Here is a 26,448-nt window from a genome sequence, read left to right as displayed (position 1 = left end):
CGTACCTGGTCGAGGAGTTCGGTGACCTGGGGCATGAAGCCCATGTCGGTCATCTGGTCGGCCTCGTCCAGGACGGTGACCGCGACCCGGTCCAGGCGGCAGTCGCCGCGCTCGATGAGGTCCTTGAGCCGGCCCGGCGTCGCCACCACGATCTCGGCGCCGCCCCGCAGCGCACCGGCCTGCCGGCCGATCGACATCCCGCCGACCACCGTCGCCAGCCGCAGCTTCAGGGCCCGTGCGTACGGCGTGAGCGCGTCGGTCACCTGCTGCGCCAGCTCCCGGGTCGGGACCAGGACCAGCGCCAGCGGCTGCCGCGGCTGCGCCCGCTGCCCCGCCGTACGGGCGAGGAGGGCCAGGCCGAACGCGAGGGTCTTGCCCGAGCCGGTACGGCCCCGGCCCAGCACGTCCCGCCCGGCCAGCGAGTTCGGCAGCGTCGCCGCCTGGATCGGGAAGGGTTCGTTCACACCCAGGCTGGTGAGCATCCTCACCAGGTCGAAAGGCAGCTCCAGTTCGGCGAAGGACGCGACGGCGGGCAGCGCCGGAGTGAGGGTGACCGGAAGAGCGAACTCCCCTCGCGGCGGCCCGGTACGCCTGCCCCGGCCGGCGGAGCCGACGCGGCCGCCTCTGCCGGAGCCGGCCGTACGCGTGCGGGGGTAACGGTCGTTCGTGCGCGGTGTGCGGTTCATTCAGAACCTCTCTCGATGCGGCACGTATCGAGAATTCTCGGCGGGATGAACAGCACAAAGAATCGCAAGAACGAGCCGGGTACATATAAAAACGGTGCCGGGCGGTGCGCCTGGACAATCGGCTCGTCCGCCGCCGGCAGGCGGTCGTACGCCCCGGTGTCCCGTCATACGCACGTCATCACGGCACACCGGATGCTTTCTTCCACCGGAAACGCAACAGAGCTGGGGCCCGCATCCCAAGGTGCGGGCCCCAGCTGTGCCGTGCGCGTCAGCGTCAGGCGGGAACGATGTTCTCGGCCTGCGGGCCCTTCTGGCCCTGCGTGACATCGAAGTTCACCTTCTGGCCTTCCTGCAGCTCACGGAAGCCCTGGGTGGCGATGTTCGAGTAGTGCGCGAAGACGTCGGCGCCGCCGCCGTCCTGCTCGATGAAGCCGAAACCCTTTTCCGCGTTGAACCACTTCACGGTGCCACTGGCCATGTCTGATCTCCTTCGGGGCATTCACCGGAGACCCGCATTCTGCGAGCCCCACGTCGCCGCGATGATTACCCCGTCCGGAAAACACCGGAAATACATAAGTGCGCCTGTCGGCCAAGAAAGCCGGACAAGAGCACTTGAAGTCTTTGGGAACCACAACTGCAACTGAGATCAACAGTAGCACGGTGCAAGCGGACAGGCACGGCAAGTGTTATCGCTCCGCCCGTCAGGGCATAAATTCTCTCCAGACATCGGGTTGATTTCTGCACCAGCGGCAATAGATATGTGCTGCCGCCGGGCGAGGCGCCCGGGGCGGCGATTCGGCGGCTCAACGGGTGCTGGGAGCGGCGGTCATGTGCTGGAGTGCGACGGCCGACCTGGTGGCGGGGACCGCCGTCACCACCATCGGTGTGGTCTGTGTGGCACGGCTGCGCCGGGCCCGCGATCTGCCGCTCGCCGCGCTGCCGCTGCTCCTGGGAGCCCATCAGATCATCGAGGCCGCCGTGTGGGCTTCGGGTGGCGGCGCGGGGCCGGCGACCGTGGCCTGGGCCGTGATCGCCCTGCCCGTGCTCGCGGTGTGGGTACCCGCCGGGGTGCTGCTCGCGGCGCCCGCCCGTGCGCGGCGCCGGCTGATCGCACCGGCCCTCGTCGGGCTCGCCACCGCCACGGCGCTGGCGTACTGTCTCGCCACCCGGACGGTGACGGCCGAAGTCCGGGGCCACACCCTCGGTTATGTCGTCGAGCTGCCGTATGTGCCGCTGATCGTGACGGGCTATGTCGTGGCGACCGTCGGTTCCCTGCTTCTCGGCGGCGATCCGGTGGTGCGGCTGCTGGGCGCGGTCGTCGGCTGCGGGGCGGTGCTCTGTCTGCTGCTGTGGCGGCTGGAGTTCGTCTCGACCTGGTGCGCGCTGGCCGCGGTCGCCTCGGTCCTCATGCTCGCCTGGGTGCGGCGCCGGCCGGAGGGACCGCCCCCGGCCCTGTCCGGCGGGCGGCCCTCGGCGGGCCGGTGATCCGGGACGCCGCTACATCCAGCCGCGCCGGGCCGCCTGCCACGCCAGTTGCATGCGTGTGGTCGCTCCCGCGAGGGCCATCATCGCCTGGACGCGGCGCTGCACGGTACGTCTGCTGAGCCCCGTCTGGCTGGCGATCGCCTTGTCGGCGACGCCCGCGACCAGGAGCGAGAGCAGCTTGCGGTCCGTCGCCGACAGCTCGTGACCGTGCGGGGATCCGTCCGTGCCGCTGACCGTTCCTGAGTCGCTCACATGCAGCGGTACGGCGTCCTCCCAGTAGCGCTCGAACAGCGCGACCAGTGCCTCCAGCAGGCTGCTGCCGCGGACCAGCGCCGTGGTGGGCTCCTCGGAACTGCCGCTCGGTCCGCCGGGCACCAGGGGGCAGATCGCGATCTCGCGGTCGGCGACGGCCAGCCGTAGCGGCAGATGCGGGACCGCGCGGGCCATCTCACCGGCGCGCACCCCCTCCACCACATTGTCGACGGCGCCGGAGTCGTCGAAGAACGCCCGCTCGTACAGGACGCGGTAGCGCACCCCGCGGGCCAGGGCGTCGTACTCGGCGCGGTTGCTTCCCGAGGGCATGGCGACATACTGCGCCTTGCAGAACCAGAGCATCTCGTGGCGCGTGTTGTCCTGGATCTGCCGCAGGTGCTGGCGCAGCGCCTCGGCGCCGGTGATCACTTCGATGAGCTGGTCGGGGTCGCGGCGGCGCCTGGTGCGCCGATAGGTCTCCAGCAGATCGGTGACCTCGGCGCGGGCCTGGTCCAGGGCGTCGGACTGTCTCTGCAGGTGCGGCAGCAGGGCGACATCGGGCGGGGTCGCGGCGAAGTTGTGCGGCGCCCGGTCCGTCCCGCTGGCGAGTCCCTTGTCCGTGAGCGCCGTCAGTATCCGGTCTATCTCGCCGGGCATCAGCCCGGACCGCTCCACGATCTCGTCCGCCGACGCGGTGGGCAGCGTCACGAGAAGCCTGTAGACGGTTTCCTCGGCCGGGGTGAGGCCCGCTGCCTCCAGCATCGTGCTCCTTTCCGCCCCTGCCGACGGTGTGCGGGAGCGACGGGCCGGGCACGTGGAGAGCACCCGGCACCAGGGCCCCGCCGGAACCGGACCGGCGACGGGCAACCGCACTATACGCCCTGGTCATGTCGGACCTGAGGCACGCGAAGCGGCGGGCACGGAGGCTCCGACACACCTCTGTACCCGCCGCTCCCGGTCCCGGCCGTACCGCCCGCCGGGTCCGTTCCCCGCCCTACTCGCTCAGCAGGTACGCGCGCTCCACGGTCTGCCGGATCTTGTTTCCGGCGCTGTCGGCGGCCGTGACCCGCAGGGTGACGTAGATGTCACCCCTGGTCCGGCCGGGCCGCTCGACGGTGGTGGTGAAGCGGTTCTGGCCGCGGTCCTTGGCCCGGACCTCCTTCGTCCAGGTCTTGCCGTTGTCGTACGAGGTCTCGACCTGGACGGTGACGCCGCGCGGCGCGGACAGGCCGTCCTGGCCGCGGACGGTCAGGCCGAGCTCGTGGCCCCGTCGCGCGGTCACCGTGTTGTGCTCGTCGGCCGGTACGTCGTAGTCGAGCTGGAGCAGCGGGAGGATCGTCTCCCCGGCGGCGGTGTCCGAGCGGAAGGACCACGAGGTCTCCGTCCGGGTGCCGAACGTCCAGTCGGCGGCGTCGCGGGAGGTCGACAGGTCGAGCCGGTAGTCGGCCTTTCCTGGCGCCACCTCGAAGTCGGCCCAGGCGTCCGGGGCGTCGGCGGTCTTCTTGCCGTTCCGGTAGAGCCGGGCGGAGACGGCGTTGCCCTGCTCGGCGGCCGGGGTCGCGGAGGTTCCGATACCGCCGCCTCCGGAGAGCGCCCGCCCCCAGTGGCCGCTGCCGGAGTCGGTGAGCTCGGGAATCCGCAGCGCGAGGACATCACCGGTACGGACGGACGGTGTCGTGGAGCCGCGCGGGATCGCGGGCCGCACGACGGCGCCGAACCAGTGGTCACCGGGCTGCTTGCCGGGACGGTAGGTCCGTTCGCCGTCCCGCATGCCTTGCGTCAGCGGGACGTCGACGTCGAAGGCGGGCTGGTCGCTCACGAAGTGCTGCCACAGGGTGTCGTCGGCGCTGACGTACTCGGTGCGCCGGGTGCCGGTGGGCACATAGCGGCTGTACTGGTTCCAGACGAAGTCCTGGTAGGGACGCCGGGCGAAACGCTGCTCGCTCCCCCATCCGGTGTCACCGCTCGCGGCGTACGTGGTCGGGACCACGGCGCTGTTGCGGTCCGAGACGGTGTGGACGACATGCTGGGGCACCTGTCCGGCGGAGACCTGCATCACGTCGTACAGATAGGGGCTCTCGGCGGTGCCGGAGAACTCCACCGTGGTCTTGTGCCGCTCGGCCCGCTCCAGCAGAGCGGTGCCCTCGGCCGCGGTCACCCGCATGGTGGGCAGGGCGAGCCGGTCTCCGAGGGGTGACCAGCGGGTCCAGGAATACATGTCCGACGGGAAGATGAGCACGAGTCCGGCCGCGCCGGCCCTGGCCGCCGCCCTGGCCAGGTCCGTCTCGTCCGAACCTTCGTCCCTGACGACCGCGAGTTTGCCGCGGACCCGGCTGCCGCGGAAGTCGGGGGCGGCGCTGGTTCCCGCGTCGACGGGGGACAGCCGGGCGCCCTTGTCGCCGAACAGCGGGGAGACGTGTGTGTAGTAGGGGCTGAGCGAGATCTTCGTCCCGGGGACCTTCGCCTCCAGCAGCGGGGCGACGAGCTGCCAGCGTGAGGCGAACTCGAACTGGCCCTCGGTGACCTTGGCGGTGGGGCTGATGTAGAGACGCTTGGCGACGTCGAAGAACATCGTGCCCTGGATCAGGCCGTGGCCGTCCAGTTGACGGTAGGTCTGGTAGCTGAGCACGCCGCGCTGTTCCGCCGGCTTGGGGGTGCGGATCTCCACCTGGGTGGTCTTGCGGGCGTCCAGCGTGACGGCCATGTCCTTGGTGACCTTCACCTCGGGCAGGACGACCTCGCGCAGCTCCTGGCCGTCCGCGGCGTTGTCGAGCGAGGAGTAGCTGAGCTGGTACGTGCCTTCCTCGACCTCGGCGACGGCCGGGGTCTCGCTGACGTAGTTCACAAAGCCGTCGGGACCCCAGATGGTCGGCAGGCCCTGGAGGCGCTTTCCGTTGTGGTCCACGGTGTTGACGGTGAGCCGGTGGGTGGGGCCGTGCACTGTGAGACTCGCCGTGGTGTGCACGGCCACCTTGCCGTCGGCGGTGGTGGCGCTGACGTAGCCGTAGTACTTGCCGCGCGCGACGACGGACGGATCGGCGTGCAGCGGCACCTCGGCGGTGGCGCCGGCGGCGACACGTACGGAGTCGGCGCCGAGCCGCACTCCCCCGTCGGCGATCTCCTGTCCGCCGGTGGTGGCGAGCCGTGCCGCCAGGCGCAGGGTGACCTCGGACGAGGAGGTGTTGGTGTAGCGGATCGTGGCGTCCTGGCCCTTTCCTCCGGTATCGCCGGACACATAGGAGCCCAGGGAGACGGTGCCGGTCGCGGTGACCGGTCCGAGGGCTGCCGCCGCCAGGTCGACGCGGCCGCCGCCCTGCTCGGTCACCTGCTGGCCCGGCACCGTGTGCGCGGTGCTGACCAGGGCGTCCTTGAGCCGTACGGCATCCCAGTCGGGATGCTCCTGGGCCAGCAGCGCCGCGGCGCCGGCCACATGCGGCGTGGCCATCGAGGTGCCCGAGGCCGCGACGTAGTACGGGTCGACGGGGTCGCCCATGGTCGTCCCGGTGGCGCGGGCGGCCACGATGCCGACACCGGGCGCGGTGACGTCCGGCTTCACCGCTCCGTCGCCGAGGCGCGGTCCACGGCTGGAGAACGGGGCCAGTGAGTCGTCGCGGTCGACCGCGCCCACGGTGAGCGCGGCGTCGGCCGCGCCGGGCGAACCGATGGTCTCCCCGCCCTGCTCACCGCTGTTGCCGGCGGCGACCACGAACAGCGCGCCGCTGCTCTTCGAGAGCCCGTTCACCGCGAGGCTCATCGGGTCGGTGCCGTCGGTGGGTGTGTCCGATCCCAGGCTCATGTTGATGACCCGGGCTCCCTCGGCCGCGGCCCACTCCATGCCCTGGATCACGGCGGACTCGCTGCCGTAGCCGTCGTCCCCGAGGACCTTGCCGATCAGCAGTTCGGCGCGCGGCGCCACACCTCTGCGCCTGCCGTCCGAGGCGGCACCCGAGCCGCCGACCGTGGAGGCGACATGTGTGCCGTGGCCGAAGGCGTCGTTCGTTCCGGCGCTGCCGGAGAAGTCCTTGGTGGTCGCGGCCCGGCCGGCCAGGTCCGGGTGGGTCAGGTCCGCTCCGGTGTCCAGGATGGCGACCTTGACGCCCTGCCCCTCGTAGCCCGCGTTCCATGCGGCGGGCGCGTTGATCTGGGCCGTACTGCGGTCGAGGGTCGGGCTCACCCGGCCGTCCAGCCAGACCTTCGGGGTGGCGGCGGCGCGGGCGGTGGACGAGTCGGGGCCGGGGACGAGCTGCTTCCAGAAGCTGTTGAGGTCGTCGCCGTCGATCCGCAGCGAACGTGCGTGAATGCTGTCCAGCCTGTGCGAGGGAGCCGAGTCCTCGTTCAGCGCGGACAACCTGTCGAGGGCGGAGGCCGGTTCACCGGCCGGCTGGGAGACGATCAGCGGCAGGGCGTCGGTGTGCGCCTCGTCGTAGCCCTGGGCGAGAAGCTCGGTGACGTCGAACAGCCGCCGGTCCAGCTTTCCGGTCGAGACCGGGCCGATGGCGTCGGAGGGCAGGACGCTCAGGTCGCCGTCCTCTTCCGCGGTCTTGAAGATGATGCCCTCGCGGCCGGGGGCGGGCTCCACGGAGGCGGTCCGCCTGCCGTCCGGTCCGGTGCCGACGGTCACTCGGTCGCCCGTGATCAGCCGCACCGTGGTGGCGGGACCCGCCTGGGCGGAGCCGGCGGCGGAGGTGCCTCGCGCCGGGGACTGGGCCGAGACTGGCGCCATCGCACCTGCGGTCAGTAGCAAAGCCGTTGACACTGCCGCCGAAAGGCGGGTCCATCTCATCTTTCCAACCCCTTCGTTCAACACCGCGGTTACGCGCTGTTCGACAGAATCCGGTAGTCGCCGAAGGGCTGTCACTGCTTCCCGGTGTCGCTGTTGCGACATGTCTCAACAGCGACAACGCCGTGCCGGGGCGCCGGGGACGCGTCCCGGCACGCATGTGCCACCCGCGTACCGCCCGGCCGGCCCGGCATGAGCACCGCGTAAAGCCGCCGTGCCGTGGGGAGTTGACGCGGCGCGCGGCGGCGCGTCGACCGGCTGTACCCCGAACCGCCGGGCGCGGTACGGCGCGTCACGCGCGGACGTCTTCCACATCTCCCTACCATGTCGGGCAACCGAAACATGTCGGACAGCCACGAGCCCGCGCTCTTCCGGCGGCCCCGGGGAACCCGCCACGGCATGCCGCGACTCCGGGAAGAGGAACAGCATGAGTCACCACGGATCCACGCTGCTGGAGTGGCTCGCCCAGAAGCTCAGGCCCAGGACGGCCGGGCCGCGCCCGCCCTCCGTCCCGGCGCCCGCCGATCCACCGGTCCCCGGGGCTGCCTGGTTCACGGCCGACTTCTCCTCCGCCAGGCAGTGGGTCGCGGGCCGCTCATGGGCGTATCCGGGTGGCGGGCCGACCAACCCCGGCGACAACAAGCTCGATTACCTCGTCCCGGACGCGGAGTACAGCCGGAGCGGCGTCTTCCGCGCGACCCGCCGCCCCGACGGCAAGTGGAACACCGGTCTGTTGACGACCGAGGGGAGCCCCGAACGGTTCACCGTCCGCACCGGCGACATCCTGGAGGCCCGCGTGCGGCTGCCCACCGAGCTGGGCGCCTGGCCCGCGATCTGGACCTGGCGGGACGGCCGGAACGAGATCGACATCTTCGAATACCACCCGGACAACCCGGATCTGCTGGAACTCTCGAACCACGTACGGGGCGGCGGGCACTACTACACCGATCCCGCGATCCAGCCGGGTGCGTGGCTGGACCTGAAGGTGGAATTCCTGGCGAGATCCGTTGTCTGGTGGGTCAACGGCGTACGCGTCTTCGCGGACAACACGGGTGTGGGCCGCGACTGGTACGCCTATCTCATCGTGAATCTCTCCGTCTGCGCCGGTGAGTACCACCCCGCCCCCGAGCCGGCCACGACGGAGATGTCGTACGAGGTCGAGCGGCTGTGCGTCTACCGTCCCTGAGCCGCCCCGGGCCGCCGGGGCACCGGCCGCCGCAGATCGACGTGCGGCGCGGCGGCCGGTGCGCGAGACTCGACTCGATGGACAACGACGAGCGGCACATGGCTCCGACCGGCGACCGGACACCGTTTCCGGGACCGGATCCGGCCGGACGCCCCGTACGGGCGCGCGGTCCGGAACGGCCGGGCGGGCCTCCGGGCGGCTGCCGTGACCGGGAGGTGTCCGCGCCATGAACGGGGCGCAGCCTCCGCTCCGGGGCGAGCGGGGCGAGGACTATCTGCCGATCGCCGAGCACGGGCTGATCGGAGACATGCGTACCGCCGCGCTGGTGGGTACGGACGGCCGCGTCGACTGGTTCTGCGCTCCCCGTTTCGACTCGCCCAGCGTCTTCGGTTCCCTGCTCGACGTGCGGCGCGGCGGCTACTGGGAGATCGCGCCGGTGTGCCAGACCGCCACCAGGAACCAGTTCTACTTCCCGGACACGAACATCCTGATCACCCGCATGCTCACGGACGACGGCATCGTGGAGATCCAGGACTTCATGCCCGTCCTGCGGGAGCGGGACACGGCACACCGGCAACGGCTGGTGCGCCGGGTGGTGAGTGTGCGTGGTGAGATGCGCCTGGGCGTGCGGATCGCGCCCCGGATGAACTACGGCCGGGACCAGCACCGGCTGCGGCGGATGCCGGAGGGCGTGTGTTTCACCGGCGAGACGCTGATGCTCTCGGTACGGTCCTCCGTCTTCCTGGAGCTCGACGAGACCGACGCGCACGCGGAGTTCGACCTCACCGAAGGCGAAACGGCGCTGTTCGTGCTGGAGACGACCGGCGAACACGAAGCCTGCACCACGGCCACCGACGCGGACACGGGCGCGGCCACGGGGACGGCCGCCGGCGCCGACGCCGCGCAGGCCGCGGAAGAGCTCTTCGAGGGAACCGTGTCCTTCTGGCGCCGCTGGCTGAGCCAGTCGACATACACCGGCCGCTGGCGGGAGACGGTCCACCGGTCGGCGCTGACCCTCAAACTGCTGACGCATGAACCGACCGGCGCCATCGTCGCCGCGCCGACCCTCGGTCTGCCGGAACAGGTGGGCGGCGGGCGCAACTGGGACTACCGGTACGTGTGGATCCGGGATGCCGCGTTCTCGCTGTACGCGCTGCTCAGGCTGGGCTTCACCCAGGAGGCGCAGGCGTTCATGGAGTGGCTCACCGAGCGCCTGCGCTCGGCGACAGACGGGGAGGCGGGCCCGCTCAGCGTGGTGTACTCCATCGACGGGCTCGCCTGTCTCCCGGAGGAGACGCTCGGGCATCTGGAGGGCTACCGGGGCTCCCATCCGGTGCGGATCGGCAACAACGCCAGCGGACAGCGCCAGCTCGACATCTACGGCGAACTCATCGACTCGATCTATCTGTTCAACAAGTACGGCGCGGGCATCTCGCACGACAGCTGGATGGATCTGTGCGGCATCATCGACTGGCTGCTGAAGAACTGGGACAGCGCCGACGAGAGCATCTGGGAGACCAGGGCGGGGGAACAGCACCACACGTATTCGCGGCTCATGTGCTGGGTCGCCGTCGAGCGCATGATCCGGATGGCGCACCAGCGCGGTCTGCCCGGTGATCTCAACCGCTGGGCCGTCGCGCGCGACGAGATCTACCACCAGATCATGGCGCGTGGCTGGGACCCGCGGGCCCGTACCTTCGTACAGCGGCTCTCCGCGGATGCCGACCGTCCGCCGGAGGACATCCTGGACGCCTCGCTGCTGCTGATGCCCATGGTCAAGTTCCTTTCGCCGGTCGACCCGCGGTTCCAGTCCACCGTCGACGCGATCGCGAACCGGCTGGTGATGGACAGCCTGGTCTTCCGCTATGACCCCGAGCAGGCCCCGGACGGCCTGGACGGCACCGAGGGCACCTTCTCCATCTGCTCCTTCTGGTGGGTGGAGGCGCTCGCCCGCACCGGCGACGTGGAGCAGGCGCGGCTGGCGCTGGAGAAGATGTTCACCTACGCGAACCATGTCGGTCTGTACGCCGAACAGATCGGGCTGACCGGTGAGCACCTGGGGAACTTCCCGCAGGCGTTCACCCATCTCGCCCTGATCAGCTCGGCGATCAATCTGGACCGCGCGATGGGCTGAGTATCGCGGGCGGTGCCCGGGAAGGTGGCGGCCATGGCGAGTGACAGGGACCCGTTGGAGCGGTATCGGGACAAACGGCGTTTCGACACCACGGCCGAGCCCAGTGGCGGCGGTGAGCGGCCCGGCGCCGAGCCGTCCTTCGTGGTGCAGATCCATGACGCGAGCCGGACGCACTTCGATTTCCGGCTGGAGGTGGACGGCGTGCTCAAGTCCTGGGCCGTGCCGAAAGGACCCTCCGTCCATCCCGGTGACAAACGTCTGGCCGTGCCCACCGAGGACCATCCGCTGGAGTACCGGGAGTACGAAGGGGTCATTCCCAGCGGCGAATACGGCGGCGGCACCGTCATCGTCTGGGACCAGGGGACCTACCGTCCGCTCGCGGGTCACCGGCCGGGCCCCGCCGGGTCCTTCGGCGAGGCGCTGGCGCACGGCCACGCCTCCTTCTGGCTCGACGGTACGAAACTGCGCGGCGGCTATGCCCTCACCCGTATCCGGAACGGCGAAGACGGCGACGAGGAGGCCTGGCTGCTGGTGAAGGAGAAGGACTCCGCCGCCAGAACCGGCGGTCCCGCCACGCCGGACCCGCACCGGGCGCGGTCCGCGCGTTCCGGGCGCACACTTCACCAGGTGGCCGAGGACGAGGCGGCGAGCGGTGGCTGAGCGCCGCCCGGCTCCGGACCGTCGTTGATCTTCCGGCGCGCCGGATGCGTACCGGCGCGCGGGGCGGCAAGGTGAGATGAAGCATCGCTACGGGGGCCGGGATCGCCCCCACCTGGCAGAACGGAGTGAAACAGAGATATGCCGGAGTCATCTCATGCCGTACTCGGGGCCCCCTGCTGGGTGAGTCTGATGGCACGCGATCTTCAGGCGGCCCAGGACTTCTACAGCGCGGTCCTCGGCTGGACCTACCGGCACACCTCCCTGGGCGACGAGTTCACGGCCGCGCTCTCCGACGGTACGCCGGTCGCGGGCATGGGAGCCCTCGCGCCCAGCCTCCAGGCCGCTGTCGCGTGGACCCCGTACTTCCTGGTCGACGACGCCGACGCGGCGGCCGCGCGGGTCCGGGAGCGGGGCGCCACCGTCGCCGTGGGGCCTCTCGCCATGAAGACGGGCCGCGCCATCCTGAGCGCCGATCCGGACGGTGCCGTGTTCGGGATGTGGGAGGGGCTCATCATCCCCGGGTGGTCCGTGGGGCGCGGCAGTGGGCCCGCCTGGCTGGAGCTCCGTACCAGGGACGCGTTCGCCGCCGCGATCTTCTACGCGGGGGTCCTCACCTGGGGCTCGGAGGCGAAGGCGAGCTGCGAGGTCCGCTACGAGGACGGTCAGGTGCTGGTCGACGACGGTACGCACACGGTCGCCGCGCTGCGCGGCGGCGCGGTCGAGAGCGCGCCCGATCCGCAGATCAGGCCCCGCTGGCATGTGTCCTTCCGGGTCGCGGACGTCGATGACGCCGTCGAGGCCGCCATGCGGGCCGGAGGTGTCGTCGTCGCTCCGCCGGCCACATCGCGCCGCTCGGACTCCGAGCGTGAAGCGACGCTGCGTGACCCCGACGGCGGGATCTTCACCGTCACCTCGTGACGGACACCGGCGCCTCGGGGCACCGGCGTCTTACGACACGGGTGCCCGGCCCCGGGACTGTCCTGCGGCGGCGCGCGCGTTGCGGCGGAGTGAGGACCAGAACGACCAGACGATCAGCACCACCCCGACCAGGCCGGTGATGATCTCGCTGACCTCGTACTGGATGGTGACGAGCAGGATCACGGCGAGCGCCCCGATGGCGTAGTGCGCTCCGTGCTCCAGATAGACGTAGTCGTCGAGGGTGCCCTGGCGGACCAGGTAGACCGTGAGCGAGCGGACATACATCGCGCCGATCCCGAGGCCGAGAGCCATCAGCACGATGTCATTGGTGATGGCGAAGGCGCCGATGACACCGTCGAACGAGAACGACGCGTCGATGACCTCCAGGTAGAGGAACATGAAGAAGGCGGCCTTGCCGGTGACGGCGATCGCCGCGCCGTTCCCGCCGCGGCTCTGCTTCGCCGCGCGCACCTCGCGCTCCCGCTCCTCCTCGCGTTCCTCCTCGTCTTCGAGGCGGTTCTCGAAGTAGCTGGAGAGCCCGCCGACGATCAGATACGTGATGAGCCCCGCGACACCGGCGGTCAGCACCGTCTGAGCCTTGTCGGCGTGTTCACCGCCGTGCTGATGTGCGTGGGTGGCGACCGTCATGGACGCGATGAGCAGGACGATCAGCGAGATACAGACCGGGAGCATCTCGACCTTGCCGATCCTGGCCAGCGGCCGCTCCAGCCAGGTCTGCCACGTGATCTCCCGCTCCTCGAAGATGAAGTTGAGGAAGATCATCAGCAGGAAGATGCCGCCGAACGCCGCGATTGACGGGTGCGCGTCGGTCACCAGCTGCTGATACCGGTCCTTTTCGTTCACCGCCAGGTTCACGGCCTCAATGGGGCCGATCTTGGCGGTGACCGCGACGATCACGACGGGGAACGCGAGCCGCATCCCGAAGACCGCGATCAGCACACCGACCGTAAGGAAGATCGTCTGCCAGAAGGCGCTCATCTTCTTGAGGATTCCGGCGTTGATCACCGCGTTGTCGAAGGACAGCGACACTTCCAGGACGGCCAGGATCGCGACGATCCCCAGGGCGGCCCACCCGTCGTAGAGGCCGCCGGCGGCGAGGCCCAGCGCGGTGACGACAAACGCCCACCTGAAGGTTTTCAGAAGCACGTGCTGCCCATTCTCCTGTGTACGGAGGCCCCGCTCCCCACCCCGAGCGGGTGCCCTGGGGCCCTCTCGACCAGAGACCCGAACAGACTCTCACGGTAGGTGATCGGGGCTCCCCACCACGCATCACCCCCCTCCCTCTCCCCAGGGGGCCCGGCCTTCCGACGGCGACCGCACCCGAGCGGACACCGCGCGGCTCTCGCGCCGGGCCGGGCCTTCCGTGAATCACGGACGACTGCCAGACTCCTCCCGTGCCCGACTTCGACATGCTTGTCATCGGATCAGGACCGGGTGGCCAGAAGGCCGCCATCGCAGCGGCCAAACTCGGTCGCCGGGTCGCCGTGGTCGACCGCCCGCACATGCTGGGCGGCGTCTCCCTCCACACCGGCACCGTCCCCTCCAAAACACTCCGCGAGGCGGTGCTCTATCTCACCGGGCTGAGCCAGCGCGATCTGTACGGCCAGAGCTACCGGCTCAAGGAAGAGATCACCGTCGCCGATCTGACGGCGCGTACCCAGCATGTCGTGGGCCTGGAGGTGGACGTTGTCCGCAGCCAGCTCGCCAGGAACCAGGTCACGCTGCTCACGGGCACCGGACGGTTCGTGGACGCGCACACGGTCGCCGTACGGGACGCCTCCGGCCCGGACCGCCTGGTCACCGCGGATCACATCGTCATCGCCACCGGCACCCGCCCGGCGCGCCCGGCCAGCGTCGAATTCGACGACCGTACCGTCATGGACTCCGACAGCGTCCTCAATATGGAGAAGGTCCCCCGGTCCATGGTGATCGTGGGTGCCGGTGTCATCGGCATGGAATACGCGTCGATGTTCGCGGCCCTCGGCAGCAAGATCACCGTGGTCGAACAGCGCGACGGCATGCTGGACTTCTGCGATGTCGAAGTGGTGGAGGCGCTCAAGTACCGGCTGCGCGACCTGGCGGTGACCTTCCGGTTCGGGGAGACCGTGTCGGCGGTCGAGCGGCACGAGCAGGGCACGCTCACCGTTCTGGAGAGCGGGAAGAAGATCGCGGCCGACGCGGTGATGTACTCCGCGGGCCGGCAGGGGCTGACCGACGAGCTCGACCTCGACAAGGCGGGTCTGTCCGCCGACCGGCGCGGCCGGATCACCGTCGACGAGCACTACCGCACCGCCGTTCCGCACATCTACGCCGTCGGTGATGTCATCGGTTTCCCCGCCCTGGCGGCGACCTCGATGGAACAGGGCCGCGCGGCGGCCTATCACGCCTGCGACGAGCCCGTGAACCCGATGCACCACCTCCAGCCCATCGGTATCTACACCATCCCCGAGATCAGCTTCATAGGACGGACCGAGGACCAGCTCACCGACGAGAGGGTGCCGTTCGAGGTCGGCGTCTCGCGCTACCGCGAGCTGGCCCGCGGCCAGATCGTCGGCGACGCGCACGGCATGCTGAAACTGCTGGTGTCACCGGAGGACCGCCGCCTCCTCGGCGTGCACTGCTTCGGCTCGGGCGCGACCGAGCTGATCCATATCGGCCAGGCCGTGATGGGTTGCGGAGGCACGGTCGACTACCTGGTGGACGCGGTCTTCAACTATCCGACCCTCGCCGAGTCCTACAAGGTCGCGGCCCTCGATGTGACAAACAAGATCCGCCAGACGGCCCGTATGGAACGCTGAGCCGCGTCCGACGCGCGTCGTTTCCGGCCCGCCGGGCTGCCGGCCCGCCGACGGATCCGGGCCGGCCGAAGGCAGGCACCACGGCGGTCAGCCGGTGGGGTCTCAGGCGCTGTTCGAAGGGTCGCAGGCGTCGGACACGACGTGTCGTGGCTGCCCTGGCCGCCGACGGGGACACCCGCTGACGGCCAGGGCGGTATTCCGTACCGGCCGACCGTCCCCGCCGATACGGGGGCGACCGGTACGGAACTCAGGGACCGCTGCGCGCCGCGGAAAGCTCCGCGGTGAGCGCGTCGTGCAGCAACGCGGGGTCTGTCAGGTAGCGCGTCAGCGGCCGGCCGGCGCGAGCGAGCGGCCGAGCAACGCCAGATATCTGGCGTTGCTCGGCTCGGCCGCGCGCTCCCCGATCCGGGCCGCCCAGTCCCGGCAGATCACGCCGACGAACGCGGCCACCGCTGCGGCCGGCGCGCTGCGCCATGATGGGATGCGGTCGAGCCACGCCAGCGCGGCCGCGGGCTGCTGCCCGCCCTCCATCAGTCGGACTGCGGTGAGTGCGGCATCGATCCACGCGGGGCCGACCGCGGGCATCGCCCAGTCGACGAGCAGCGCGGCGGCCCCGTTGGCGTTGACGTCGACAAGGAGATTGTGCGGGTTCGTGTCCGTGTGGAGCAGGTGCTCACCGTGCAGCAACTCGGCGTCGCCGGGCAGCAGGTGGTTCGCGTAGCGGTCAGCGAACTGCGGCAGCCCGGGGGGCGGGGCGGGCAAGTGGGCGAGGCGCTGCACCAGGGCGGCCACGGCCTCGATGTCCGGGGAGCCCGGTTTGAGGTCCGCGGTCCGGCCCGGCGCCAGGTCGAAGACCAGCGCGTGCCACCCTCCCTCGTGCACGGCCAGGTGAAGGACTGGGCTGACGGCGACGACGGCGGGTGCGACGAGCTGCTCCTGCGCGAGGCCGGCCAGGGCCTCGGTGTCCTCGCGCACGACCTTGGCGAAGAAGGAGCCGCGAGCTGCCGACAGACGAACAGCAGCCGAGCAGTTCAGCCCCTGCTCGATGGACTCGGTGGACGTCACGATGCCCGTGTGCTGCTGGATCGCGGCCCGGAGCGGGGCGGGCAGGTCGTCCCACGGTAGGTGTTGCTCGATCACGATGTCTCCTCGTGCGGGGAGGGGCGCCGGCGTCCGGCGCCCCTCCGATGATGGCGTAGGTCAGCCCTGCGTCTCGCCGCACTTACGGCATCGCTGCTTACCGCTCCACTGCGTCCACTCATGGTCGCAGTCACTCAGTGTGTGCCACATGGGATGCCTTTCGGTTGGTTTCCCGTCCCGGCCGGTCGGTCGGGCGGGATCAGTGGTCCCGCTGCTGCGGGAGCGTGGGCAGGGGCGCGGATGCCGCATCTCAGTGCGCTCACCACTCATGACTGACCGCCAGGCGTCGGCCCCAGGGCGTCCTCGATGGCGGCCCGCAGCAGCGCTACCGCTCGTGAACCGCCGGTCGTCACGCTCACCCGGACACATACGCCAGTGCGGCCCGGCCCCTGTATCCGCCGGGGCGGCGGAATTGTCAGCGGGTCGGCGACCGGATCGAGGGTGATGGTGTTGGTGACATCCCACTCGGATCCGACGCCCGTGGGCACGAACCGGTAAAGGGACCGGCCGTTCTCCAATGCGGCACCGCAGCGTGTCCCAAGGATGTCCATGACGGTGAGGCCCAGGATTCGAGGCACGCGAATGGCTGTCCAGTCCGACAGGGTGCTTGCCATCTGGTCTCCTTGGCGCGCCGTGTGCCGATCGGGGTGCACCAAGACTGGCCCTGCTGACGGATCATCACGAGGACTTCCAGCGGCCTTTATCGCGCCTAAAAGAGGACTCCCATTGGTCCGTGAGGGTTGCCACTACCCATCCGCAGGGCCTCGCTGTGACACTGGCCTACGACCCCATCTCAGGGAGGTGCAGCGTGCCGCGGCCCGCAGGAAACACCCGACTCAAGGCCGCCCGTGTCGCGGCCGGATACGCCTCACAGCAGGCCCTGGCGGACGCCCTCGGCGTCGGCGTCCGGCAGGTGCGGCGCTGGGAGTCCGACACCCCGCCCTGGCCCCAGGCCGAGATTCAGCAGGCCCTGACCCGGATCCTCGGACAAGACCTCACCGCACTCGGCTTCACCTCCAGCGGCCACGGCCCAGACCCCGTACGCCGCACCCTGGTCACCGGCACCATCGCAGCGGCCGGCCTGGCCGCTGTACCGACACGGGCAGCGGCCGTCATGCAGCCCGCCTCGGTCGCCACCGATTTCCAGGCGGTGACTCGCTCGCACCGGCGCCTGTACTGGTCGCTGGCCCCCGCCGTGCTCCATCCTTCGGCCCTCGCGCATGCCGAGCTGGGACGCATGCTCCTCACGGAGACCGCTGGGCAGACACGCGCGTCGGTCGCGGCAGCCCTCTCCGAGTCGCTGCTGCTCGTTGGCCGGATCGAGTTCTTCGATCTCCGCGAACCGGACCGAGCCTCCGGGACTTGGCTTCGCGCACTACAAGCCGCGGGTGAAGCCGACGACCAGCTCCTCGGCGCGGCAATCCTGGCCCACACCGCGTTCATCCCCGGCTGGGCAGGAGACCGAGACGCGGCCGTCGAGCGGATGGTCGCAGCCCGTACGTACGCCCGTCGTGGACCGGCGAGCCTCGGGTTCCTGGCGTGGTTGGACGCGGTGGAGGCCGAGTGCGAGACCCGCTGCGGGCATACACGTACGGCGCTCCACCTAATTGGCCACGCCGAGGACGTGCTCGCGCGCTGCGGCGAGCACCCGGACACGGAGTGGATGGACTGGTTCAGCGCGACTCGCCTCGCCGCGTTCAAGGGCAACACCCAACTCAAGGCGGGCCACCTGCCCCAGGCCAGGGAAACGCTCCTCGCAGTCCTCGCCGATCTGGACCCGGCAGAGAAGCAGACCAGCGTGATCCTCGGCGACCTGGCCGCAGTGGGAGCCGCGGCCGGCAGCCCGGAAGAAGCGTGCGAGTACGCCGTGCGGGCGCTCGATCAACTGGAGCGCACCTGGTACGCCACAGGGATGGACCGCGTGCGTGACGTACGGCGGGCCCTGGCCCCGCACCAGCACGAGCAATGCGTGCGCGACCTGGACGAGCGACTGTACGGCTGGGCTACGACGGTGAGTGCTCTCGCTCGTTGAAGGCAGTGATCAGCGCCGGCAGTTCGAGGAGGCTCTCGACGCGGAACGTCGGGAGCCTCTTTGCTTCCTCGTTGTTCCACTGGATGGTGGCCCACGGGCCGCGGCGGACCAGTGCGGTCGGCATGCCCGCAGCGACTGCCGGGCGGAGGTCGTTGTCGACGCGGTCCCCGACGTACAGGATCTCGCCCGGCTCGTGCGGTACGACCTCGGCGACGCGGACGAAGAAGGCCGGGTCGGGCTTCGACGCGCCCCAGTCGTCCGAGGTGCCGATCAGGTCTACGTCCTTCGTGAATAGCTCGCGGAGGATGCGGCCGGCTCGGACCGTCTGGTTGCCGGCGATGCCCAGCCACAGGCCGGCCGCGCGCAGCTCCGCGAGCGCGGGGCGGACGTCGGGGTAGAGGTCGTCCTCGCCGAAGTGCTCCGGCTGGCCGGCGGAAGCGCGCTTCTCGCGCTGCTCGTAGAGGTTGAAGCCGGGCTGGAACTCCTGGAAGACGTCCCGGTAGTCGCGCCCTTGGGCGATCACGGCGCCGAACATCGAGGCGAAGGTGTGCCGCGGTACACCGAGCCAGTCGGCCCAGGTGCCGTACTCCCGCGTCTCGTCCACCAGGCACTCACCGACGTCGAAGACCACTGCGCGAATCATGGCCGCATCGTAGCCACGGGCATAGCCCGGACGCACGAAAGGCCGCTGCCGGCCCCCGTGAGGGGCAGGCAGGGGGCACGGTGCTCTCACGAGATGCGGCGCCGCTCTGCCGGGTGTCCTTATAGAATCGAACATGTGAACGACTCGTCTCGGCTGGAGGCCCTCCTCTTCCTGCTTCGCGTCCAGGAGCAGGACGTCGAACGCACCCGCCGCTGGATAGCCGCCGAGGAGGGGCGCAGCGCCGAGGTCGCCGCGCGCCGGCCGCCGCCCCCGCCGCCGAACTGGCTGCTGGAGCGCGGCATCAGCGCGGGCCGCACACCGATCGCCGTCCACCTGGGGAACTGCCGGATGCACGGCGGGGTGATCACGGCGCTCACCCGGCAGCAGGCGGTCGAGGCGCTGACGGTCGGCGGGGTCCGGCCGTGCCCGCTGTGCCGACCGGACACCGCGCTCCGCTTGGACTGACCGGGCTGCCCGTCCGTCACAGGCAACCAAGCCTGTGCGCGACCTGGCAGCCGACCCGGATCGCACGCTCTCTTGCCCGCGCCCCGGAACTGCCCGCGCCCCGGAACCCACGAGAACCGCCGCCCGCGAAGACCGGTTGTGCCGCGTCGGGGCCGTACCGCTGCTTCACTCAGGAAAGAGCGGTACGGCCCCGGCGACCACGTGCCGTACCTGTCCACGGTCAGGTACCCGCTCGGTTGCGGGGAGTCGCGGTGTCAGTGCGCCGTCTTGAGGAAGTCCGTCAGGCTTCCCAGCAGCATGGTGGTGCCCTGCTCGGCAAGGTCGCGCTCGTCGGCGGTGTCGCAGGTCTGGGCGACCACGATGCGGGTCTGGTGAGCACTCTCCTCGGTGAGTTCGACGGTCATGACCGCCGGCTCGTTCTTCCCGGGTACGTCCATGCCGATCACCAGACGCCGGTTCTGATCGACCTCGAAGTAGGAGCCGGTCAACGGGAACTGCCCGCCGTCCGGGGTGACCATCGTCGCCTTCCACGTCCCACCCGGCCGCACGTCCATCTCGACGGACCCGGGGGCGGCGTAGGCCCAGTGCGCGTAGGACTCCGCGGTGGTCCAGGCGCTCCACACCGCCGCCGCAGGAGCCTCCAGTGTCCGCTCCAACGCGTAGGAGAAACCCTCGGCCGTGCTCTGTTCCGTGGTCATCTCGCGCTCCCTGTCTCGCTCTTGATGAGGTTGTCGCACGGTAGACGGGGGCCGGCCTCAAAAGTCATCGGTCTCCCGCGCCTTTTCTGAGCGGGCACCGCGAGTACGGCACGCATGCCCCGGCGCCGCTCAGCGGCGGCGGGGGCGTGCCGCGTGGGCGTCGGAGATGTGAGCGGTGAGCGCCACCGACGCGGTGGCGCGCTCATAGGTGAGCTGCGCGAGACGCGCGTAGAGACAGTCGAGGATCAGCAGGACCGAATGGCGGGTGCCGAAGCTGCCGCGCCGGAAGCTGGTCTCCGCCGAGGTCGAGGTGAGGTGGACCGCCGCGGCCCGGGCCACCGGGGAGCGCGGGTCGCCGGTGACGGCGATGGTGGTGGCGCCGCGTTCCACCGCCAGCAGCAGCGGGCTGAGGACCTCGCGGGTGTTGCCCGAATGGGAGAGCGCCACCACGGTGTCCGCCGGTGTGAGCAGCGCGGCCGAGGTCTCGGCGGCGTGCACCTCGGTCCAGGCGCGGGCCGGGCAGCCGATGCCGAACAGCCGTGCTTCCGTCTCGCGCGCCACGATGCCGGAGCCGCCGACGCCGTAGACGTCGATACGGCGCGCCTTCGCCAGGGCCTGTGCGGCGCGTTCGAGGGCCTCGCGGTCCAGGCGTTCCACGGTCCCCCGCAGCGCCTGGAAGTCCGCGTGGGCGACCACGGCGATCACGTGGTCGAGGTCGTCGTCGGGGCCGATGTCGGGGCCGAGCGGATGGTCGTCCTGGCCGTCCGGGCGACGGCCCTGCTCCTTGGCGAGTTCCAGCAGAAGCCGCTGGTAGGAGTCGAGGCCGAGCGCCCGGCAGAAACGGGTGACGGTGGCCTGTGAGGTGCCTGTGCGACGGCCGAGTTCGGCGGCGGACACACGGGAGATCGCCAAGGGGTCCGCCAGCACCAGCTCGCCGACCTTGCGCAACGATCCGGTCAGCCGGGGCAGTTCGGAGCGGATCAGGTCAGTGATCATGACGAACTCGTCTCGGCCGGGGTCTTGTCCGGAGATGAATCTATCAATCACCATGCGATGCGATGAATGAATCCGTCCAACATTCCGTCGGGCATACCGGCCACTCTGTCCACCACCCCCTGGTGATCGGTGTCGACGCGGGTGGCACCCGGCTGCGCGCCTATCTCGCCGATGGCACGGGCCGGGTGCTCGGCTCGGGAACCGGTGGTCCCGGTAACGCGCTGAGTGTCGGGCGTGCCGACCTGACGCGGCATCTGGCGCACGCCCTGGACGCGGCTGTACCGGCGGACCTGCGCGGCTTGGTGGTGGCCGCGGCCGGCGGCTTCGCGGGCGCCGCCGAGGACGCGGGACCCGGGTGGGGCCGGCGGCTCGCCGCGCTCTGCCTGGCCGAGGCCCTGGCGCTGACCGGTATGCCGGGTGTGGCGAGCGTGGTGTACGGCGATGTCGATGTCGCCTTCGCCTCGGCCCCCGGGGCACCGGCCGACGGACTGGTGCTGGTCGCGGGGACGGGTGCCGCCGCCGGCCGGGTGGTGGACCGCCGCTGCGTGCGGACCTCGGACGGCGGCGGCTGGCTGCTGGGCGACTCCGGCAGCGGTTTCTGGCTGGGACACATGGCCCTGCGCGCGGTGCTGCGCGCGCTGGACGAGCGCGGCCCGTGGACCTCGCTGGCGGATACGGTGCCCGCGCACTGCGTGCCGGGTCATATGAGCCCGCGCGCGCCCTGGCCCGAACGGGGCCGGCTCAAGGAGCAGTTGGTCGGATGGGCGCACTCCGGGCCACCGGTCGCGCTCGCCCTGCTGAGCCCGCTGGTGGTGACGGCGGCGGAGGCGGGTGACGGAGTGGCGCGGTCCCTGCTGGACGAGGCGGCGGCGGAGCTGGCGGCCACGGTCGCGGCGCTGGCGCCGCGCCGCGGTGAGCCGCTGGTGGTGACCGGTGGGCTGGTCGGCCCGGAGGGGCCGCTGCTGGACCGCCTGACGGAGCGCACCCGCGGGACGGGACTGCGGATCACGGCCGTACGCGACGGCGGCGCCGGGGCGGTGGCGCTGGCCCGGCTGCTGATCTGAACCCTTGACCTGAACTCCCACGGCTGGTTCATTGTTTCAGACCGCGCAAGCAAAACTGGCTGAACCAACCGATCCGGCTGGATCGACCGAGCCCTGGAAAAGGGGATCACCGATGGCTGAACCAGAGCTCAGCGCCGCCGAGTTGGCCGTCCGCGTACGCTCCGCGACGGACCGGGCGGTCGACGGCAACAAGGACGGAGTCGCGGCGGCGGCCCGGCTGTTCGCGGACTGCGTCGCCGCCGACGGTGTGATCCACGCGTTCGGCACCGGGCACTCGCAGGCGACGGCGCTGGAGATCGCCGGGCGGGCCGGCGGGCTGATCCCCACCAGCCGGATCGGCCTCAGCGATCTGGTGCTGCGCGGCGGCGAGGACCGCTCGGTGCTCGCCGATCCCCTGCTGGAGCGCCGGCCGGGACTGGCCGGGCGCCTCTACGAGCTGGCGGCTCCCCGGCCCCAGGACCTCTTTGTGATCATCTCCAACTCGGGCGTGAACAACTCCGTCGTCGACATGGCCCTCACAGCGCGCGAGAAGGGACACCGCCTGGTGGCCCTGACCTCGCTGGAGCACACGCGGTCCGTCCCGGCCCTGCACCCCAGCGGCAAGCGGCTCGCCGATCTGGCCGACGCGGTGCTGGACAACTGCGCGCCCGCCGGGGACGCGCTGCTGCCGCTGCCCGGCGGCGGCGCGCTGTGCGGTGTCTCCACCATCACCTCCGCCCTGCTGGTGCAGATGGTGGTCGCCGAGAGCGTCGCGCTGCTCATCGCCGAAGGCCATGAGGCACCGGTGTACGTGTCCGCGAATCTGCCCGGCGGTTTCGAGCGCAACGCCGCGCTGGAGGCCCGCTACGAGGGCCGGCTGCACCGCGGCGGACACTGAACGGACACTGACCCGGGCCGGGCGGCGGACCGGCGCCGGGGCACACGAAGGACACGAGCACCACCGGCGCGGACCTCTGGGAACGGGCCCTCAGAGCCGTCCCGCCTCCACGATCCGCCGCAGGAACCGCCTCGTACGTTCGTGGGCCGGATCGCCGAAGATCCGCTGCGGTGTGCCCCGCTCCAGCACCACTCCCCCGTCGAGGAAACACACCTGGTCCGCGACCTCACGGGCGAAGCCCATCTCATGGGTGGCCAGCACCATCGTCATGCCGTCGCCCTTGAGGTCCCGTACGACCGACAGCACCTCGCCGACCAGTTCGGGGTCGAGCGCCGCGGTGATCTCGTCGAGGAGCAGCAGCCGGGGACGCACGGCGAGGGCCCGTACGATCGCGGCGCGCTGCTGCTGGCCGCCGCTGAGCCGGTCCGGGTACTCGCCCGCCTTGTCCCCGAGGCCAAGGCGGGTCAGCAGTTCGCGGGCCCGCTCCTCCGCCTCCGCGCGCGGGACACCGAGGACCCGGCGCGGGGCGAGTGTGATGTTCTGGAGCACCGTCATGTGCGGGAAGAGGTTGTACGACTGGAACACCACGCCGATACGCCGGCGCACGGCGTCCGGGTCGGTCCGGGGATCAGTGATCTCCTCGCCGTCGAGGAAGATCGCTCCGTCGTCGATCTCCTCCAGCAGGTTGGCGCAGCGGAGCAGGGTCGACTTGCCGGAGCCCGATGCCCCGATCAGCGCGGTCACGGTGTGCGGCGCCACATCGAGGGAGACGTCGCGCAGCACGACCCGGTCCCGGCCGAAGGTCTTGCGTACGGACTCCAGGCGCAGTACCGGAGCGCCCTCGGCGGTCCCCGGCACCTCGACGGCCGTCATACGGTTCCTCCTTGCGCGCGGCGCCGGTCCATCCGGGCCGTGACCCAGTCGGTGAAGCGGGTCATCGGGATCGTCAGCGCGACGAAGACAAGGCCCGCGACGACATACGGCGTGTAGTTGAAGTACTTCCCGGCGATGATCTGGGCCGCGTAGACGGCGTCGACCGCGCCCGCGATGGAGACCAGACCGGTGTCCTTCTGGAGTGACACGAGATCGTTGAGGAGCGGCGGTACGACGCGCCGTACCGCCTGCGGGAGGACGACGTACCGCAGTGTCCTGGCGCTGGACAGTCCCAGGGACCGGGCCGCCGCCCGCTGGGACGGGTGTACGGACTCGATCCCGGCCCGGAACACCTCGGCGACATAGGCCGAGTAGGTCAGGACCAGCGCCGTGCCGCCGAGCAGCACGGGATCGGTGGTGACGCCCTGCAGCCGCAGCGCCGGGACGCCGAAGACGACCATCAGCAGGCAGATGATGAGCGGCAGGCCGCGGAAGAAGTCGGTGTACGCGGTGGCCAGCGCGCGCACCGGGAAGAAGACCGGGCCGCGCAGGGTACGGGCGACGGCCAGCAGCAGTCCGAGCACAAGGACGCATGCCCCGCAGACGGCCAGCAGCCGGAGGTTGAGCAGCAGACCGTCGAGGACCTGGGGCAGTGCCATCCGGGCGTACTCGGCGCTGAAGAATGTCTCACGGGTGCGCTGCCAGCCCGGTGAGCCGGTGATGAGGAGATAGAGGACAGCCGCCGTCACCAGGGTGGAGAGCGCGGCGATCCCGGTGGCGCGGCGGGCGCGGGCGCGTTTGTAGCGTTCGCGCTCGATCCGCCGTGCCGACGGGGTGTAGGTGTCCTCGTCGCCGCCTCCGTCCTTCTCCGTGCGGACGGTGTCAGAGGTCACTTGAGCACCGGGGCGTTCACGGCGTCCGACAGCCACTGCTTCTCCAGGGCGGCGAGGGTGCCGTCCTTCCGCAGCCCGTCGACGGCCCGGGTGACGCACGAGGTGAGCGCGCTGCCCTTGTCGAGGACGAGTCCGAACTGCTCCGCGGTCCCCGCGGAGTTGGCGAACTGGCCGACGACCTTCGCGTCCGGCACCTCGGCCGAGGTGATGTAGAAGGCGGTGGGCAGATCGACGACGATCGCGTCGACCTGGCCGTTGCGCAGCGCGGACTTGGCGAAGTCGTTCTTCTGGAAGACGGCGGGCTTCTGCGCCGGCTTGATGATCTCGTTGATCGTGTCGAGGCTGGTGGTGCCGACCTGGGCGCCGAGTTTGGCTCCCTTGAGGTCGGCGCCGGTGCGGGCCTTGGCGTACGGAGAGTTCTTCAGCGCGATGACGGCCTGGCGGAGCTCGTAGTAGCCCGAGGAGAAGTCGACGGCCCGCTTGCGCTCGTCGCTGATGGAGACCTGGTTGATGTCGAAGTCGAAGTTCTTCTCACCGGGCGCGAAGGAGTTGTTGAACGGCACGGTCTGCCAGACGACCTGGTCCTTCCCGTAGCCGAGGGCCTTGGCGACGGAGTACGCGACGGCCGACTCGAAGCCCTTGCCACTGGCCGGATCGTCGTCCTGGAACCAGGGGGCGTAGGCCGGTTTGTCCGTCCCGATCGTCAGCTTCCCCTTCGCCCGGGTGGGCAGAGCGGCCTTGTCGCAGGACTTCGCGGAGGCGGTGGCCCCGGTGGAGGACGCGTCGGCGGGCGACGACGTCTCCTGGGGGGCACACCCCGTGGCGGCGGCGAGTGCTACGACGAACAGGGCGGGGAGAAGGCTTCGGGCGGTGAGGTGCATGGCGGGAGACTGACACCACCGGGGGGTGTCTGTCGAGATCACAGCATTGCGATCTCATGAAATTCCGCTTGTAGGTGTACCCGCGAGGTTTGAGCACACCCGCACCCGCACCGGCCGGCCGGCCCCCGGGCACCCCCGGGACGCGGTGAGCCGTGTCACCACCGCTCGGGCCGGCCGGTGTCCTGTGCGGCGCAGCCGCCCCCCGGGGGATTGTCGTTACGCTGATCGTTGATGTTCACCCCTCAGGGCCCGACCCTCCGCGAACTCGCCGTGCAGGCGCTCTCCTCCATCGAGCACGGCTACGACCTGCTGGCTCCGAAGTTCGACCGCACCCCGTTCCGGACGCCCGCCCCACTGCTGGAGGCGGTGGTGCGTGCCCTCCGGCCGTTCGGACCTTTCGGCGCGGGACTCGACATCTGCTGCGGGACGGGGGCCGGGGTGGGTGCCCTGCGGCGGCTGTGCAGGGACCGGGTCACCGGTGTCGACTTCAGTACGGGCATGCTCGCGGGCGCCACATCAGCCTTTCCGCGGGCCGCGGACGCGCCGGCGGTGAGCTGGGTCCGGGCCGACGCGCGCGCTCTCCCGTTCAGAGCCGCCTTCGACCTGGCGGTGAGTTTCGGCGCGTTCGGCCATTTCCTGCCGGGCGAACGGCCGTTGGTCTTCGCCCAGGCGTACGCGTCCCTCAGGCCCGGCGGCCGGTTCGTCTTTCCCGTCCCGGCGCCGCCGCGGGTCGGCTCGGCGCTCTACTGGGCGCTCTGGGGGTTCGACGCCGTGATGCGTCTGCGCAATCTGCTGTGGCATCCGCGATTCGTCATGTACTACCGCACCTTCCGGCTTCCGGATGTGCTGGCGGAGCTGAGGGACGCCGGGTTCACGGCGGAGCTGCTGCCCCTGACCGACCTCGGCCGGCTGCCCGACGGCGGCCCGCGCTGCGTCCTGGTGGTCGCCCACCGGGGCTGAACGCGT

Annotated in this window: 24 protein-coding genes; 11 read left to right on the top strand and 13 right to left on the bottom strand. The window is 70.7% G+C overall.

Annotation, left to right across the window (positions count from 1 at the left end; translation table 11 throughout):
* The coding region (locus ABZ707_RS08505; protein WP_360169847.1) for a DEAD/DEAH box helicase at positions 1 to 686 on the bottom strand (686 nt) is incomplete at its 3' end.
* 274 nt (positions 687 to 960) lie between these two features.
* Positions 961 to 1,164, bottom strand: coding sequence for a cold-shock protein (locus ABZ707_RS08500; protein WP_030228921.1), 204 nt, complete (start codon positions 1,162 to 1,164; stop codon positions 961 to 963).
* 350 nt (positions 1,165 to 1,514) lie between these two features.
* Between ABZ707_RS08500 and ABZ707_RS08495 the strand changes: the two genes are divergently transcribed.
* Positions 1,515 to 2,171, top strand: coding sequence for a DUF6629 family protein (locus tag ABZ707_RS08495; RefSeq protein ID WP_360169844.1), 657 nt, complete (start codon positions 1,515 to 1,517; stop codon positions 2,169 to 2,171).
* Positions 2,172 to 2,183: 12 nt separating this feature from the next.
* On the opposite strand, the gene ABZ707_RS08490 is transcribed toward ABZ707_RS08495, so the two are convergent.
* Both ABZ707_RS08490 and ABZ707_RS08485 read right to left on the bottom strand, forming a co-directional pair.
* A complete protein-coding gene (locus ABZ707_RS08490; RefSeq protein ID WP_360169841.1) occupies positions 2,184 to 3,185 on the bottom strand; it encodes a helix-turn-helix domain-containing protein in 1,002 nt (333 codons plus the stop codon).
* Positions 3,186 to 3,417: 232 nt separating this feature from the next.
* A complete protein-coding gene (locus ABZ707_RS08485) occupies positions 3,418 to 7,206 on the bottom strand; it encodes a S8 family peptidase (RefSeq protein ID WP_360169838.1) in 3,789 nt (1,262 codons plus the stop codon).
* A gap of 424 nt (positions 7,207 to 7,630) precedes the next feature.
* Between ABZ707_RS08485 and ABZ707_RS08480 the strand changes: the two genes are divergently transcribed.
* The 4 genes from ABZ707_RS08480 (at position 7,631) to ABZ707_RS08465 (ending at position 12,101) form a co-directional block, all read left to right on the top strand.
* Complete coding sequence (locus ABZ707_RS08480; protein WP_360169835.1) at positions 7,631 to 8,389, top strand: beta-glucanase; 759 nt, start codon at positions 7,631 to 7,633, stop codon at positions 8,387 to 8,389.
* Positions 8,390 to 8,615: 226 nt separating this feature from the next.
* The gene (locus ABZ707_RS08475; protein WP_360169832.1) at positions 8,616 to 10,523 is read left to right on the top strand and encodes a glycoside hydrolase family 15 protein; all 1,908 of its coding nucleotides are present in this window, start codon (positions 8,616 to 8,618) and stop codon (positions 10,521 to 10,523) included.
* A 33-nt stretch (positions 10,524 to 10,556) separates the two neighbouring features.
* Positions 10,557 to 11,183 carry a DNA polymerase ligase N-terminal domain-containing protein gene (locus tag ABZ707_RS08470; RefSeq protein ID WP_360169829.1) on the top strand — a complete coding sequence of 209 codons (627 nt, stop codon included), beginning with the start codon at positions 10,557 to 10,559 and terminating at the stop codon, positions 11,181 to 11,183.
* A gap of 189 nt (positions 11,184 to 11,372) precedes the next feature.
* On the top strand, positions 11,373 to 12,101 hold the full coding sequence (locus ABZ707_RS08465) for a VOC family protein (RefSeq protein WP_360169826.1): 729 nt from the start codon (positions 11,373 to 11,375) through the stop codon (positions 12,099 to 12,101).
* Between the two features lie 30 nt (positions 12,102 to 12,131).
* Here ABZ707_RS08465 and ABZ707_RS08460 read toward each other — a convergent pair whose 3' ends face one another.
* Positions 12,132 to 13,268: a DUF475 domain-containing protein gene (locus tag ABZ707_RS08460; protein ID WP_360169823.1), complete on the bottom strand. Its 1,137-nt coding sequence runs from the start codon at positions 13,266 to 13,268 to the stop codon at positions 12,132 to 12,134.
* Positions 13,269 to 13,516: 248 nt separating this feature from the next.
* On the opposite strand from ABZ707_RS08460, the gene sthA reads away from it, so the two are divergent.
* A complete protein-coding gene (gene sthA, locus ABZ707_RS08455; RefSeq protein WP_360169820.1) occupies positions 13,517 to 14,920 on the top strand; it encodes a Si-specific NAD(P)(+) transhydrogenase in 1,404 nt (467 codons plus the stop codon).
* Between the two features lie 324 nt (positions 14,921 to 15,244).
* On the opposite strand, the gene ABZ707_RS08450 is transcribed toward sthA, so the two are convergent.
* Both ABZ707_RS08450 and ABZ707_RS08445 read right to left on the bottom strand, forming a co-directional pair.
* Entirely contained in the window at positions 15,245 to 16,060 is an 816-nt protein-coding gene (locus tag ABZ707_RS08450; RefSeq protein WP_360169817.1) for an aminoglycoside phosphotransferase, read from the bottom strand.
* 266 nt (positions 16,061 to 16,326) lie between these two features.
* Positions 16,327 to 16,674, bottom strand: coding sequence for a hypothetical protein (locus ABZ707_RS08445; RefSeq protein WP_360169814.1), 348 nt, complete (start codon positions 16,672 to 16,674; stop codon positions 16,327 to 16,329).
* 194 nt (positions 16,675 to 16,868) lie between these two features.
* Here ABZ707_RS08445 and ABZ707_RS08440 point away from each other — a divergent pair, with 194 nt between their 5' ends.
* The gene (locus ABZ707_RS08440) at positions 16,869 to 18,092 is read left to right on the top strand and encodes a helix-turn-helix transcriptional regulator (protein WP_360169811.1); all 1,224 of its coding nucleotides are present in this window, start codon (positions 16,869 to 16,871) and stop codon (positions 18,090 to 18,092) included.
* On the opposite strand, the gene ABZ707_RS08435 is transcribed toward ABZ707_RS08440, so the two are convergent.
* Entirely contained in the window at positions 18,064 to 18,735 is a 672-nt protein-coding gene (locus tag ABZ707_RS08435) for an HAD family hydrolase (protein WP_360169808.1), read from the bottom strand. The genes ABZ707_RS08440 and ABZ707_RS08435 overlap by 29 nt on opposite strands.
* Positions 18,736 to 18,870: 135 nt before the next feature.
* Here ABZ707_RS08435 and ABZ707_RS08430 point away from each other — a divergent pair, with 135 nt between their 5' ends.
* A complete protein-coding gene (locus ABZ707_RS08430; RefSeq protein ID WP_360169805.1) occupies positions 18,871 to 19,200 on the top strand; it encodes a DUF6233 domain-containing protein in 330 nt (109 codons plus the stop codon).
* 254 nt (positions 19,201 to 19,454) lie between these two features.
* On the opposite strand, the gene ABZ707_RS08425 is transcribed toward ABZ707_RS08430, so the two are convergent.
* Both ABZ707_RS08425 and ABZ707_RS08420 read right to left on the bottom strand, forming a co-directional pair.
* Positions 19,455 to 19,898, bottom strand: a complete 444-nt coding sequence (locus ABZ707_RS08425) for an SRPBCC domain-containing protein (RefSeq protein WP_360169802.1) — start codon at positions 19,896 to 19,898, stop codon at positions 19,455 to 19,457.
* A gap of 129 nt (positions 19,899 to 20,027) precedes the next feature.
* The gene (locus ABZ707_RS08420) at positions 20,028 to 20,894 is read right to left on the bottom strand and encodes a MurR/RpiR family transcriptional regulator (RefSeq protein ID WP_360169799.1); all 867 of its coding nucleotides are present in this window, start codon (positions 20,892 to 20,894) and stop codon (positions 20,028 to 20,030) included.
* Positions 20,895 to 21,016: 122 nt separating this feature from the next.
* Between ABZ707_RS08420 and ABZ707_RS08415 the strand changes: the two genes are divergently transcribed.
* Positions 21,017 to 21,958 (top strand): BadF/BadG/BcrA/BcrD ATPase family protein, encoded by a 942-nt coding sequence (locus ABZ707_RS08415; protein WP_360169796.1) that lies wholly within the window; start codon positions 21,017 to 21,019, stop codon positions 21,956 to 21,958.
* A 112-nt stretch (positions 21,959 to 22,070) separates the two neighbouring features.
* Positions 22,071 to 22,835, top strand: coding sequence for an SIS domain-containing protein (locus tag ABZ707_RS08410; protein WP_360169793.1), 765 nt, complete (start codon positions 22,071 to 22,073; stop codon positions 22,833 to 22,835).
* A gap of 90 nt (positions 22,836 to 22,925) precedes the next feature.
* On the opposite strand, the gene ABZ707_RS08405 is transcribed toward ABZ707_RS08410, so the two are convergent.
* The 3 genes from ABZ707_RS08405 to ABZ707_RS08395 are packed head-to-tail and all read right to left on the bottom strand — an operon-like array spanning position 22,926 to position 25,482.
* On the bottom strand, positions 22,926 to 23,708 hold the full coding sequence (locus tag ABZ707_RS08405) for an amino acid ABC transporter ATP-binding protein (protein ID WP_360169790.1): 783 nt from the start codon (positions 23,706 to 23,708) through the stop codon (positions 22,926 to 22,928).
* The gene (locus ABZ707_RS08400; RefSeq protein WP_360169787.1) at positions 23,705 to 24,601 is read right to left on the bottom strand and encodes an amino acid ABC transporter permease; all 897 of its coding nucleotides are present in this window, start codon (positions 24,599 to 24,601) and stop codon (positions 23,705 to 23,707) included. The genes ABZ707_RS08405 and ABZ707_RS08400 overlap by 4 nt, the downstream gene beginning before the upstream one ends.
* Entirely contained in the window at positions 24,598 to 25,482 is an 885-nt protein-coding gene (locus ABZ707_RS08395; RefSeq protein WP_360169784.1) for an ABC transporter substrate-binding protein, read from the bottom strand. The genes ABZ707_RS08400 and ABZ707_RS08395 overlap by 4 nt, the downstream gene beginning before the upstream one ends.
* A gap of 231 nt (positions 25,483 to 25,713) precedes the next feature.
* Here ABZ707_RS08395 and ABZ707_RS08390 point away from each other — a divergent pair, with 231 nt between their 5' ends.
* Entirely contained in the window at positions 25,714 to 26,442 is a 729-nt protein-coding gene (locus ABZ707_RS08390; protein ID WP_360169781.1) for a class I SAM-dependent methyltransferase, read from the top strand.
* The last annotated feature ends 6 nt before the right edge of the window (positions 26,443 to 26,448 follow it).

It is taken from the genome of Streptomyces sp. NPDC006923, assembly GCF_040635655.1.
Lineage (GTDB): Bacteria > Actinomycetota > Actinomycetes > Streptomycetales > Streptomycetaceae > Streptomyces.
This window is presented reverse-complemented; position numbering and strand designations above follow the sequence as displayed.

Excerpts from the sequence above, each read along its gene's own strand:
- ABZ707_RS08395 (WP_360169784.1), bottom strand. The coding sequence starts at position 25,482 with ATGCACCTCACCGCCCGAAGCCTTCTCCCCGCCCTGTTCGTCGTAGCA.
- ABZ707_RS08465 (WP_360169826.1), top strand. The coding sequence starts at position 11,373 with ATGGCACGCGATCTTCAGGCGGCCCAGGACTTCTACAGCGCGGTCCTC.
- ABZ707_RS08390 (WP_360169781.1), top strand. The coding sequence starts at position 25,714 with ATGTTCACCCCTCAGGGCCCGACCCTCCGCGAACTCGCCGTGCAGGCG.
- ABZ707_RS08405 (WP_360169790.1), bottom strand. The coding sequence starts at position 23,708 with ATGACGGCCGTCGAGGTGCCGGGGACCGCCGAGGGCGCTCCGGTACTG.
- ABZ707_RS08470 (WP_360169829.1), top strand. The coding sequence starts at position 10,557 with ATGGCGAGTGACAGGGACCCGTTGGAGCGGTATCGGGACAAACGGCGT.
- ABZ707_RS08435 (WP_360169808.1), bottom strand. The coding sequence starts at position 18,735 with ATGATTCGCGCAGTGGTCTTCGACGTCGGTGAGTGCCTGGTGGACGAG.
- ABZ707_RS08475 (WP_360169832.1), top strand. The coding sequence starts at position 8,616 with ATGAACGGGGCGCAGCCTCCGCTCCGGGGCGAGCGGGGCGAGGACTAT.
- ABZ707_RS08490 (WP_360169841.1), bottom strand. The coding sequence starts at position 3,185 with ATGCTGGAGGCAGCGGGCCTCACCCCGGCCGAGGAAACCGTCTACAGG.
- ABZ707_RS08500 (WP_030228921.1), bottom strand. The coding sequence starts at position 1,164 with ATGGCCAGTGGCACCGTGAAGTGGTTCAACGCGGAAAAGGGTTTCGGC.
- ABZ707_RS08480 (WP_360169835.1), top strand. The coding sequence starts at position 7,631 with ATGAGTCACCACGGATCCACGCTGCTGGAGTGGCTCGCCCAGAAGCTC.
- ABZ707_RS08420 (WP_360169799.1), bottom strand. The coding sequence starts at position 20,894 with ATGATCACTGACCTGATCCGCTCCGAACTGCCCCGGCTGACCGGATCG.
- ABZ707_RS08410 (WP_360169793.1), top strand. The coding sequence starts at position 22,071 with ATGGCTGAACCAGAGCTCAGCGCCGCCGAGTTGGCCGTCCGCGTACGC.
- ABZ707_RS08445 (WP_360169814.1), bottom strand. The coding sequence starts at position 16,674 with ATGGCAAGCACCCTGTCGGACTGGACAGCCATTCGCGTGCCTCGAATC.
- ABZ707_RS08495 (WP_360169844.1), top strand. The coding sequence starts at position 1,515 with ATGTGCTGGAGTGCGACGGCCGACCTGGTGGCGGGGACCGCCGTCACC.
- ABZ707_RS08425 (WP_360169802.1), bottom strand. The coding sequence starts at position 19,898 with ATGACCACGGAACAGAGCACGGCCGAGGGTTTCTCCTACGCGTTGGAG.
- ABZ707_RS08485 (WP_360169838.1), bottom strand. The coding sequence starts at position 7,206 with ATGAGATGGACCCGCCTTTCGGCGGCAGTGTCAACGGCTTTGCTACTG.